This window comes from Urechidicola sp. KH5, assembly GCF_054661455.1.
Window position 1 is genome coordinate 85,961 of sequence record NZ_BAAFSW010000002.1, and the last position, 12,792, is coordinate 98,752.

Here is a 12,792-nt window from a genome sequence, read left to right on the forward strand (position 1 = left end):
CAAAAATGACAAAAAAGAAAAAAGCAAAAGCCATCACCACCGATTTTAGATTTTATGTAGTTTGGTTTTGGAGAATCTTTTTAGGAGGATTATTCTTAGCCATCTTGCCATTTATATTGGCTTCAGTTGGAGCCTTGGGCTATATGCCAACCTTTGAAGATTTAGAGAACCCAGAAAACAATTTGGCTACTGAGATTATTTCTATTGATGGAAAAACACTTGGTAAATATGCTTACGAGAATAGAACACCGGTTCAATACAAAGATTTGCCGCAAAACTTAATTGATGCATTGGTTGCCACAGAAGATGAGCGTTTTTACGAACATGCAGGAATCGATTTTAAGGCTACAGGTAGAGCAATAGCTAAACTTGGAAAAGACGGAGGAGGTAGTACCACAACACAGCAGCTAGCGAAGTTGTTATTTCACGGTGAGGGCTCTAAAAATGCCATAGAACGTGTTTTTCAAAAAGTAAAAGAATACGTAATTGCTGTTCGATTAGAGCGTCAGTATACAAAGGCCGAAATTCTTACCATGTATTTAAATAAATATGATTTTTTATTTAGTGCTGTTGGAATTCGTTCGGCATCTAGAATATACTTTGGCAAAGAACCTAAAGATTTAAAGTTAGAAGAATCTGCTGTTTTGGTTGCGATGCTTAAAAACCCGAGACAGTACAACCCGAAAAGAGAAGTTTCAAAAAATAAATCTCTTAGTAGAAGGAATGTGGTCTTATTTCAAATGGCCAAAAATGAATTTATTACCCAAGAGGTAAAAGATTCTTTGCAGCAATTGCCAATAAAATTAGATTGGACCCCAGAGAGCCATAGCGATGGGTATGCTACCTATTTTAGAGAATCGTTACGAGACTATATGAAAGGTTGGATTAAAAACAATCCTAAACTAGATGGATCAAGGTATAATTTACATAGAGATGGGTTAAAAATCTATGTGACAATTGATTCTAGAATGCAACAATACGCAGAAGAAGCAATGCAGGAGCATATGGCTAATTTGCAACGTGTATTCGACAAAGAGCAAAAACGAAATCCAACTGCTCCGTTTTCTGAAATCGAACCAGAAGATGTAGATCGTATTTTAGATCAAGCGATGCGAAGATCAGACAGATGGCGAAGGTTAAAAGCTGTTGGAAAATCGGAAAAAGAAATCAAAGAAATTTTCAAGAAAAAGACAGACATGTCTATTTTTACTTGGAAAGGAGATGTAGACACAATCATGAGTCCGTACGACTCAATTCGCTATTACAAGCATTTCTTAAGAGCAGGCTTAATGTCTGTAGAACCACAATCTGGTCATATTAAAGCTTGGGTTGGCGGTATCAATTATAAGCACTTTCAGTTTGATGCTGTAAAACAACAAAAGCGTCAAGTAGGCTCTACATTTAAACCATTTGTTTATGCAACAGCCATCAACCAATTAAAAAGATCGCCTTGCGATAGTTTACCAAATACGCCATATACAATTTCAAAAGAGAAATATGGAATGCCAGATGATTGGGCTCCAAAAAACTCAGGTGAAGAGTATGGAGGAATGATGACCTTAGAGCGCGCATTGGCTAAGTCTATTAACGTAATTACTGCAAGACTAATAGATGAAGTACACCCTCGAAATGTAGCGAGATTTGCTAAAAGATTAGGTGTAGATAGTCGTATTCCTGAGGTGCCTGCAATTGCGCTTGGATCTGTTGATTTGAGCTTATATGAAATGGTTGGGGCATATTCTACATTTGCGAATAAAGGCTTGCATGTAGATCAAATGATGATTCTACGAATTGAAGATAAAAATGGAACAATTTTAGAACAATTTGTGCCTGAAACAGAAGAGGTAATGAGTGAAGAATCTGCTTATGTAACCATTAACCTGTTAGAGGGTGTTACTAAGTTTGGTTCAGGAGTTCGATTAAGAGGTAACTATGGTAAATATCCAGACAATGTATCTACCGGTTACCCCTATGAATTTACAAATCCAATTGCTGGAAAAACTGGAACAACTCAAAATCATTCAGATGGGTGGTTTATGGGAATCGTTCCAAATTTAGCAACTGGTGTTTGGGTTGGCGGCGAAGATAGATCTACGCACTTCGCAGAAATAGCGCAAGGTCAAGGAGCAACTATGGCATTGCCAATTTGGGCAATATACCATAAGAAATTATATGCAAATAAAGAGATTGGCATAAGTGACGGAGAGTTTGAAAAACCAGAAAACATTAGTATTCGTATTGATTGTGATGGATCTGATTTAGTAGATGAAGAAGGCGAAGACGGTGAGGTAAAACCAAAAGAAAAGGAACCAGAAGAAGAGGAAATAGAATTTTAAAATTGCTAAAAGATAATGGAAGGTTGGAATCCAACAGAAAATATAATTAACAATAGTAATATTGCAAAAATGATGCGTAAGCATCATTTTGCTTCTTATACAGACTTGTACTCCTGGTCTGTTTCAAATAAAGAATTGTTTTGGACAGAAACGGTAAACAACTTACAGATTAAGTTACACCATCCGTATCAATCCATTTTAAATATAAGTGAAGGCGTTACAAAGGCGAAATGGTTAGACGGAGCTAAACTAAATATTATTGATTCTTGTTTTCAAAATTCGGATGAAGCTACAGCAATTGTATTTCAAAAACCAAATCAAGAACTCCAAAAGGTAACGCAAAAGGAACTAGAGTTTTTGGTAAATCAGATTGCAAATGGCTTAAGAGAAGCAGGTGTAAATGAAGGCGATTGTATAGGTATTGATATGCCTATGACACTCGAGGCTGTTGCGATCTATTTAGGAGCAATTAAAGCAGGTGTAAAAGTTGCAACCGTTGCAGATAGTTTTGCCCCAAAAGAAATAGCCGTTAGGTTAGCACTATCACAACCCAAATTGGTTTTTACCCAAGATGTTATGGTGCGTACCTTTAAGCACATTTCGTTGTATGATAAAGTAGTTCAGGCAGGAGCCGCTAAAATTGTTGTACTGCCGGTTCAAGACAGTCCTAGTATTAGAAATCAAGATGTTTTATGGAATGCATTTCTTTCAACAAACAAAGAGTTTGAATCTGTAAAACAGTCTCCAGAGGATCATATTACTATTTTATTTTCATCTGGAACAACTGGTGAGCCTAAGGCCATTCCGTGGAATCATACAACACCTATTAAAGGAGCGGCAGATGGATATTACCATCAAGACATTCATCAGAACGATGTGGTTTGTTGGCCAACCAATTTAGGATGGATGATGGGACCATGGTTGGTTTTTGCAGCATTAATAAACAAGGCAAGTATAGCTTTGTATTATGATGCGCCTTTAACCTCTGATTTTGGAAGGTTTATTCAAAATGCAAAAGTTACTATGTTAGGGGTTATTCCTAGTATTGTAAAGCATTGGAAAAATACACAATGTATGGAGCCATTTGATTGGAATGCCATCAAATGTTTTAGCTCTACGGGTGAAGTTTCTAACCCAACAGAAATGAATTATTTGATGCATTTGGCTAACAATAAACCTGTAATCGAATATTGTGGTGGAACAGAGATTGGAGGCGGTTACATAACAAGCACTATAGTACAACCAAATCTAGCAAGTACATTTTCTACACCTGCTCTAGGCAGTGATTTTTTACTATTAGGTGAGAATGAGGAGGAAGCTAAACAAGGCGAAGTGTTTTTGATTCCTCCTATTATGGGACTTTCAACAGCACTATTAAATAGAGACCATCACAAAGTATATTATCAATATACACCTGAATATAAAACTCAATTAAGAAGACATGGTGATGAGCTATTAGAGCTAGAAAACGGCTACTATAAAATGTTAGGAAGAGTGGATGATGCCATGAATTTAGGTGGAATAAAAGTTAGCGCAACACAAATTGAAGCGGTATTACAACCTTTGGATTTTTTGAAAGAGGCCGCAGCAATTGCTGTTCCTCCAAAAGAAGGCGGTCCATCATTATTGGTTATTTACTATGTACCATCTAATCAAGATTTATCCAAAGAAGAGTATTTAAAACAAATGCAAAAGTCTGTTAGAGGAGCATTAAACCCACTTTTTAAGGTGTTTGATTGCGTACCTATTAAACAACTTCCTAGAACGGCATCAAACAAAGTAATGCGACGTAAATTACGCGATGATTATAACAAACTATATAGAGAATGAATATAATTTCCTATAACGTAAATGGAATAAGAGCAGCCTTAAAAAAAGGTTTTGCTGAATGGTTAGAAGCAGCAAATCCCGATGTGCTTTGCATACAAGAAACTAAGGCGCAAAAAGAACAAGTAGATTTAAGTGTGTTTGAGAACTTAGGGTATATATACAACTATTGGTTTTCTGCACAGAAAAAAGGGTACAGTGGTGTTGCTGTTTTATGCAAGAAAGAACCAAATCATATTGAATATGGTACAGGAATTGAAACTATGGATTTTGAAGGGCGAAACCTAAGAGTAGATTATGATGATGTTTCTATTATGAGTCTGTATTTGCCATCTGGCACCAATGATGCTCGTTTGAGTTTTAAGTTTCAATACATGGATGAGTTTCAGGAGTATGTTACGGAACTAAGAAAGGAAATTCCGAACCTCATAATTTGCGGAGACTATAATATTTGTCATGAGGCAATTGACATTCACAACCCAAAAATGAAAGGAGTTTCGGGCTTTTTACCTGAAGAACGCGAATGGATTGGAGGCTTTATAGATAGCGGATTTATAGATACGTTTAGACATTTTAATAAAGAGCCAGATCATTACACTTGGTGGAGCTATAGAGCCAATGCAAGAGCTAATAATAAAGGTTGGCGTATTGATTATTGTATGGCTAGCCAACTACTTGAAAATAGATTAAAGAGAGCATATATTTTACCTGAGGCAAAACATTCAGATCATTGTCCTTTAGGTGTAGAAATAGATTAATAAGAATACATGATTAAGAAGTTATATGTAGTAGGAGCCCTATTATTAGGATTAAATTTGGTAGGGCAAGAGACAACCAAAACATCCTTAAAAGATGTTTTGGTACAGAGTATGGATTCTTTAAAGGCCGATATGTTTTTAGCCAATGAAAAGTATTTAGACTCCTTTGTTCTAAAGGAATATGTAGAGGTAACTTTAATGGATAGTTTGTGGTTAAAAGAGATGTATAATTCTCCGTTACATGATAACGCTTCGTTTCTTTTAGATAAAGAAGAACTGACGAATGAAGACTTACCCGAACTCTCTACAGAATTATTAAAAGAGCGACTTGAAGCAATAGATGCAGAAACACCATTTTATATCGCCTACAACCCGGGGCTAGAGCGTATAATAAAAGGGTATTTAAAAAACAGAAAGAAATCTTTAGCTGTTTTGATGGGGAGAGCTGAATACTATTTTCCAATGTTTGAAGAGCACCTAGATAAATACGACCTACCGCTAGAAATAAAGTATTTAGCCATTGTGGAATCTGCTTTGAGACCACGTGTTAAATCAAGGGTTGGAGCTACAGGATTATGGCAATTTATGTATCAAACCGGTAAACAGTTTGACTTAGACGTAAGCTCTTATGTAGATGAAAGAATGGACCCAATTAGAGCAACAGAAGCTGCATGTAAATACTTATCAGTTTTATATAAGATTTTTGGTGATTGGGATTTAGCATTAGCTGCTTACAATTCTGGACCAGGCAATGTAAATAAAGCTATAAGAAGATCTGGGGGCTATAAGAACTATTGGAATATAAGGCCATATTTACCAAGAGAAACAGCAGGTTATGTTCCTGCTTTTTACGCAAATTTATACATATTTAAATACGCAGAAGAACACGGCTTAAAAGCGGAAAAAGCCAAAGTGAAATTATTTGAAACAGATACCTTACACATTAAAAAGCAGGTTACGTTTGAGCACTTGGCAAACTTTTTAGATATCGAAGTTGAAATGCTTCAATTTCTAAATCCTCAGTATAAACTAGATATTATTCCTTATAAAAAAGATAAGAATTATTACGTGCGATTGCCGTTGTATAATGTTGGTCAATTTACAAGCAACGAGCAAGAATTATATGCTTATGTAGATGCTCAAGAAGCAGAGAGAGAAACACCCCTTCCAGAATATGTAGAAATGGGAGATCGCATAAGATACCGAGTAGTAAGTGGAGATTATTTAGGAAAGATTGCAGAACGTTATGGAGTATCGGTAAGCTCGATAAAAAAATGGAATGGATTAAAATCTAATAATTTAAGAGTAGGTCAGCGATTGACCATTTATCCTAGAAAAGTTGCAGTTGCACAATCTAGTGCACCTTCAAAAAAACAAACGACAAAGACACCAAAAGGCTCATACGATACTTACACAGTAAAGAAAGGAGAATCTCTTTGGACTATTTCTAAAAAATATGATAAGGTTACTGTGCAGAACTTAAAAGAATGGAATAATATTTGGACTGCAAATTCGCTGAAACCCGGAATGAAAATAAAAATTTATAAATTGTAGTAGGATGAGAAAAATAACGTTACTTCTTGCGGCTGTATTTTTAGTGGTTGCATGTGGAAAAAAAAGTGATAGACCTACATTGGTTGCCTCTAATGGAATGATGAATCAAATTCTATTAGTGATGAATGTAGATATGTATATGGGCGCACCTGGTAAAGCCATGAAAGAAGTTGCAAACGAACCTGTATTTGGATTGCCACAAGACGAGCCTCATTTTAATCTAACCCAAATACCATTAAATGCGTTTAAAAACACGTTTTTATCGCAACGTAATGTGCTAATAACAAAAGTGCAAGATTCTGCATATATTGAGGTTAAACGCAATATTTATGCTGAACCACAAACCATTATCACAATTGCTTCTCCTTCAGAAGATAAATTAGTAGGAGACATTATTAAGTATAAGCAAGAGATTTTACAGACATTTAAAAAAGATGATTTAAGGGCATTACAATACAAACTAGCGAGTAAATCATACCCTAAGAATAGTTTTAAAACATTAGACAATATTGGAATTGAAATGCAGATTCCTAGAAAATATCGCTTGGTAGATGATGCAGGAGACTTTTTATGGTTACGCCAGCATTTAAAAAACGGTCAAAGTATGAATTTGATTGCTTATGAATTACCAATTAGAACAGAGGCAGATTTAGAAGGAGCAAACATTAATAGCGCTAGAGATTCTATTGGTGCAATTCATATACCTGGATCACTTGAAGACTCTCATTATATTACTGAAGTGGCATATACACCTAAAACGGTTTTAACCTCATTGGCCGGAAAGAAAGCTTATGAAACTCGTGGCAAGTGGGAGGTAAAAAATGATTTTATGGCAGGGCCTCTATTAAACTACACTGTGGTTGATAGAGCTAATAATCGTTTAATTGTTGTAGAAGGGTTTACGTATGCCCCTGGAGCAGATAAAAGAGACTATATGTTTGAAATTGAAGCTACGCTAAAGACCTTAAAAGTGAAATAAAAACATACTATTATAAAATGAAAAATCCGCAGTTCACTCTGCGGATTTTTTTATTTCTTATTTTCAACTTTGGCCCAAGTATCTCGTAAGCCAACAGTTTTATTAAATACTAGTTTGGCTGAATTAGAATCAGGGTCTACACAGAAATAACCTTTACGTTGAAACTGGAATCTATCTCCGTGATTTGCACTTTGTAAACTCGGTTCAACCTTGGCTGTAATAACTTCTAAAGAACTTGGATTTACAAAATCTAAAAAGTCTTTGTCTTTGTGTCCATCAGGAGCTTCATCCATAAATAATCTATCATACAAGCGCACTTCTGCAGGAACGGCATGTTCAGCTGAAACCCAATGTAATGTTCCCTTTACTTTGCGTTTACTCGCCTCTGATCCACTACCACTTCTTGAATTTGGATCATAGGTACAATGTACTTCAGTAATGTTTCCATTCGCATCTTTAATACAGCTTTCAGCTTTAATAATATAGGCATTCTTTAATCGCACCTCCTTGCCCAATTTTAGTCTAAAGAACTTCTTGTTTGCTTCTTCTCTAAAATCTTCTCTCTCAATGTAAATTTCTCTTGAAAAAGGTACTGCTCTTGAACCAAAACCTTCTTCATAATCGTTATAACCTGCGTCTAAAATCTCTTCTTTTCCTTCAGGATAGTTTGTAATAACAACCTTTAAAGGATCTAGAACTGCCATCACTCTTGGCGCTGTTTTATTTAGATGATCCTTTATGCAAAACTCTAATAAGGCAACATCTGTTATAGCATCTCTTTTTGCAATACCAGATACATCGCTAAAGTTTCGAATTGATTCTGGAGTATAACCTCTTCTTCTTAATCCAGAGATTGTTGGCATTCTCGGATCATCCCAACCATTTACAATACCTTGATCGACAAGTTGTAATAACTTACGTTTGCTCATAACGGTATAGCTCAAGTTTCTTCGAGCAAATTCGCGCTGTTTTGGACGAACTTTTTCTGTATCTATAACTTGATCTAAATACCAATCATATAAATCTCTATGGCTTTTAAATTCTAATGTACAGAACGAATGTGATACCTGTTCGATATAATCAGACTCGCCGTGAGTCCAGTCATACATTGGGAAAATACACCAATCAGTTCCTGTTCTATGATGTGCTTTTTTAACAACTCTATACATGATAGGGTCACGCATGTGCATGTTGTTGTGAGCCATATCAATTTTAGCTCTAAGCACAACACTACCCTCATCGAACTCACCATTTTTCATTTTTTCGAAAAGTGCTAAATTCTCTTCAACTGGTCTATCCCTAAACGGACTGTTAGAACCAGGTTCGGTTGGTGTACCTTTTTGAGTTGCAATTTCATCAGAACTTTGCTCATCTATATAAGCTTTCCCTTCTTTTATAAATTCAATAGTCCAATCGTATAATTGCTGAAAATAATCAGAAGAATACAGTTCTTGATCCCAATTAAAACCTAACCATTGTATATCGCGCTTTATTGCATCAACATATTCTTGCTCTTCTTTGGCAGGATTGGTATCGTCGAAACGCAAATTTACAGGTGCATTATAACGCTCACCAAGACCAAAATTTAAACATATAGAAGCTGCATGACCAATGTGCAAATAACCATTTGGTTCAGGTGGAAATCTAAAACGAAGTTTATCTTTATCAAATCCGTTTGCTAAATCGTCTTCAACGATTTGCTCAATAAAATTCAGTGATTTTTTTTCGTCGCTCATACCTCTTAATTGAACCGCAAAATTATTGATTTTTTTGGCATTATACCTACTAAAAAGAGTGAATTGCTATATTTGATAAAAATTAAAATCATGAGTACACCTGCGTTAAATTATACCTGTCCTAAGTGTGGCTGTAAGACCTACGAAATTGGTCAAATGCGCGCAACTGGCGGAACGTTATCTAAGATATTTGATGTGCAGACAGAAAAGTTTACTTCTGTAACCTGTGGACAGTGTAGATATACAGAATTCTACAAGGCGCCAACAAGTGCTTTGAGTAATATTTTTGATTTCTTTACGGGTTGATATGGGAGTAATAAAAGTTGAAAATATTAAGCTATACGCTTATCATGGTTGTTTAGAAGAAGAGGCTCAAATAGGATCTGATTATCGTGTAGATGTGAAAGTAAATTGCGATTTAACTGAGTCTTCGAAATCTGATGAACTACAGGATACTGCAGATTACGTGCATATTAATAAGATTGTAAAAGAAGAAATGACCATACGTTCTAAATTATTAGAGCATGTTGTTGAGCGGATTTTACAAAGAATTCTCAAAGAAATCTTGATTGTTACAAAAGCAAAAGTGGCCGTTTCTAAAATTAACCCACCTATTGGTGGAAATGTAGAAATGGTAACTGTTATTAGAAAGAAAAAAAGGAAAGGCTAAAATAGTTGGTAGAATAGTAAAATTAACTAAATTTGCACACCTTATTGGCGTCGTGGCCGAGTGGCTAGGCAGAGCTCTGCAAAAGCTTGTACAGCGGTTCGAATCCGCTCGACGCCTCCAAAACCATCTTGGAATTTCAAGATGGTTTTTTATTTTTTAACGATAAAAATCTCAAAAAATCGTCATATTTGCGTATCTATCTCTAAGAATGACTATTTATCCTATTGATACTGGCAATTTTAAACTTGATGGAGGCGCGATGTTTGGCGTGGTTCCTAAAAGTTTATGGCAACGCACAAACCCTGCAGATGAAAACAATCTGATTGACCTGACGGCAAGATGTATGCTGATTGAAGACGGTAATAGGCTTATATTAATAGACACAGGTATGGGCAATAAGCAATCAGACAAGTTTTTTGGGTATTACTTTTTATCTGGAAATGTCGATCTAGACGGTTCATTGCATAAAGAAGGTTTTCATAGAGATGATATAACGGATGTTTATTTAACACATTTGCATTTTGATCATTGCGGTGGTGCCATTCAATGGAATAAAGATAAAACAGGCTATGAACCTGCATTTAAAAATGCCACTTATTGGAGCAATCAAAATCATTGGGATTGGGCTGTAAATCCGAACCCTAGAGAAAAAGCATCCTTCTTAAAGGAAAACATATTGCCAATTCAAGAAAGTGGCCAACTTAATTTTATTCAAACAGATTTGTTGAATTCTCAACAAATGGTTGGTTTTGATACGATTTATGTTGATGGTCACACGGAAAAACAAATGCTACCTAAAATAAATTACCAAGACAAGACCATTGTATTTATGGCAGATTTGCTGCCTACAATTGGGCATATCCCTTTACCTTATGTTATGGGGTATGATACAAGACCTTTATTGACGATGCAGGAAAAGAAGAGTTTCTTAGAAGAAGCGGCAAACAAGGAGTATTTTTTGTTTCTAGAGCATGATGCGTATACAGAACTATGTACAGTTCAACATACCGACAAAGGAGTACGATTAAAAGAAAAATTTAAGTTTTCGGACATATTTTAATACAAACAATAAATGATTAAACAAATAACAATCTCGCTGTTTTTATTAGTAGCACTATTGCTTAATGCACAAAAAACTGCTTATTGGCAACAGCATGTAGATTATACCATGGAGATAGATGTTGATGTAGAAAATTACCAATACTTAGGTAAACAAAAATTGGTATATACTAATAATTCACCTGATGATTTAGAAACTATTTTTTACCATCTTTTTTTTAACGCTTTTCAACCAAATAGCCAAATGGATATTAGGTTACATCATATTGATGATCCAGATAAGCGTATGGTAGAAAATGTTGGTTCTAAATACGCGCCTAAATATGAATCTCGAATTGCGAAGCTGCAACCAAATGAAATTGGGTATCAAAAAATTAAAGCTTTAAAGCAAAATGGAATTCCAATTAAGTTTGAGATAATCGGCACTATTTTAAAAGCAACTCTAAATACCCCTATTAAATCGGGTGATAAGGCAACCTTTGAAATGGAGTGGGAATGTCAGGTGCCTGTTCAAATAAGACGTTCTGGAAGAAATAATAAAGAAGATGTGGCATTGTCAATGACGCAATGGTATCCTAAAATTGCGGAGTATGATTTTGAAGGTTGGAACACTAGAGAATATATCGCTAGAGAGTTTCACGGAGTTTGGGGTGATTATGATGTAACCATTTATATTGATAAAAATTATACTATTGGAGGTACGGGTTATCTTCAAAACCCACAAGAAGTAGGACATGGTTATGAAAATCCTGAAAAGAAATTAAAGCAACCAGATACTGATAAATTAAAATGGCATTTTACTGCGCCAAATGTGCACGACTTTGCTTGGGCTGCAGATCCAGAATATATTCATGACGTCTACAAAACAACCGATGGAGTTGATTTGCATTTTTTCTATAAGAACGATGAGAAGCTTGTTGAAAACTGGAAAAAATTACAACCAAAAACTGCAGAGTTGCTGGCATATTTTAATAAACATGTTGGCGCTTATCCATACAAGCAATACTCTGTAATACAAGGAGGCGATGGTGGTATGGAATATGCGATGTGTACCTTGATTACTGGTAAACGCTCATTTAATAGTTTAGTGGGTGTTACGGCGCATGAATTAGCACATTCTTGGTTTCAATTTGTATTGGCTACCAATGAGGCAAAACACGAATGGATGGATGAAGGATTCACTTCTTATATAGAAGGTTTGGCAACCAACAAAGTGATGGAAAGAAAAAGTACGAACCCTTCTTCTGGAGCTTATAAGAGATATATTGCTTTAGCAAATTCTGGAAAGGAGCAGGCGCTTACAACTTTTGCTGACCACTACGATTATAACAGTGCATACGGTGCCTCTGCCTATAGTAAAGGGTCTGTGTTTTTAGCACAACTTATTTATGTAATAGGCAAGGAAAACCAAGAGAAAACAATCTTAAAATATTATAATGATTTTAAATTTAAGCACCCTACTCCAAACGATATTAAGCGCTCCGCAGAAAAGGTGTCTGGTATTCAGTTAGATTGGTATTTAAACCACTTTACAAAATCAACCAATACAATTGATTATGGAATTAAAGTGCTTAGCAATAAAATGATAACACTTGAGAAGGTGGGTAAAATGCCAATGCCTATTGATGTTACAGTAACTTATAAAGATGGAACAAAAGAAGATTTCTATATTCCTTTGACCATGATGTACGGTCAAAAACCAACAGACGCTAAGGTGTTAAGGTCTTGGTCTTGGGTAGAACCGAGCTATAGCTTTGAAGCTTCAAAAGAGATTCAATCGGTAGAAATAGACCCTTCTCAAATGATGGCAGATGTAGATAGAACAAATAACACAATCGAAGTTGCCGGCAGCAAATAAGTCATGAATCTCTAA

At 35.6% G+C, this 12,792-nt stretch carries 10 protein-coding genes and 1 tRNA gene; 10 read left to right on the forward strand and 1 reads right to left on the reverse strand.

Features of this window, described 5'->3' with window-relative positions; translation table 11 throughout:
• The first annotated feature begins 5 nt into the window (after positions 1-5).
• From ACYQ5R_RS04970 to ACYQ5R_RS04990, 5 genes are read left to right on the forward strand one after another with little or no spacing between them, the layout of a single operon-like run.
• Positions 6-2,336, forward strand: coding sequence for a transglycosylase domain-containing protein (locus ACYQ5R_RS04970; protein ID WP_460189817.1), 2,331 nt, complete (start codon positions 6-8; stop codon positions 2,334-2,336).
• 15 nt (positions 2,337-2,351) lie between these two features.
• On the forward strand, positions 2,352-4,166 hold the full coding sequence (locus tag ACYQ5R_RS04975; RefSeq protein ID WP_460189818.1) for an AMP-binding protein: 1,815 nt from the start codon (positions 2,352-2,354) through the stop codon (positions 4,164-4,166).
• The gene (locus ACYQ5R_RS04980; RefSeq protein ID WP_460189819.1) at positions 4,163-4,921 is read left to right on the forward strand and encodes an exodeoxyribonuclease III; all 759 of its coding nucleotides are present in this window, start codon (positions 4,163-4,165) and stop codon (positions 4,919-4,921) included. The genes ACYQ5R_RS04975 and ACYQ5R_RS04980 overlap by 4 nt, the downstream gene beginning before the upstream one ends.
• A gap of 9 nt (positions 4,922-4,930) precedes the next feature.
• Entirely contained in the window at positions 4,931-6,475 is a 1,545-nt protein-coding gene (locus ACYQ5R_RS04985; protein WP_460189820.1) for a lytic transglycosylase domain-containing protein, read from the forward strand.
• Between the two features lie 4 nt (positions 6,476-6,479).
• On the forward strand, positions 6,480-7,454 hold the full coding sequence (locus ACYQ5R_RS04990; RefSeq protein ID WP_460189821.1) for a DUF4837 family protein: 975 nt from the start codon (positions 6,480-6,482) through the stop codon (positions 7,452-7,454).
• A 50-nt stretch (positions 7,455-7,504) separates the two neighbouring features.
• Here ACYQ5R_RS04990 and ACYQ5R_RS04995 read toward each other — a convergent pair whose 3' ends face one another.
• A complete protein-coding gene (locus ACYQ5R_RS04995; protein WP_460189822.1) occupies positions 7,505-9,190 on the reverse strand; it encodes a glutamine--tRNA ligase/YqeY domain fusion protein in 1,686 nt (561 codons plus the stop codon).
• A 90-nt stretch (positions 9,191-9,280) separates the two neighbouring features.
• Here ACYQ5R_RS04995 and ACYQ5R_RS05000 point away from each other — a divergent pair, with 90 nt between their 5' ends.
• The 5 genes from ACYQ5R_RS05000 (at position 9,281) to ACYQ5R_RS05020 (ending at position 12,777) form a co-directional block, all read left to right on the forward strand.
• Entirely contained in the window at positions 9,281-9,496 is a 216-nt protein-coding gene (locus tag ACYQ5R_RS05000) for a zinc ribbon domain-containing protein (protein ID WP_460189823.1), read from the forward strand.
• 1 nt (position 9,497) lies between these two features.
• On the forward strand, positions 9,498-9,860 hold the full coding sequence (gene folB, locus ACYQ5R_RS05005) for a dihydroneopterin aldolase (protein ID WP_460189824.1): 363 nt from the start codon (positions 9,498-9,500) through the stop codon (positions 9,858-9,860).
• 46 nt (positions 9,861-9,906) lie between these two features.
• Positions 9,907-9,980 (forward strand) — tRNA-Cys (locus ACYQ5R_RS05010).
• An 88-nt stretch (positions 9,981-10,068) separates the two neighbouring features.
• Complete coding sequence (locus ACYQ5R_RS05015) at positions 10,069-10,920, forward strand: MBL fold metallo-hydrolase (RefSeq protein WP_460189825.1); 852 nt, start codon at positions 10,069-10,071, stop codon at positions 10,918-10,920.
• 12 nt (positions 10,921-10,932) lie between these two features.
• The gene (locus ACYQ5R_RS05020; RefSeq protein ID WP_460189826.1) at positions 10,933-12,777 is read left to right on the forward strand and encodes a M1 family metallopeptidase; all 1,845 of its coding nucleotides are present in this window, start codon (positions 10,933-10,935) and stop codon (positions 12,775-12,777) included.
• Positions 12,778-12,792 lie beyond the last annotated feature (15 nt).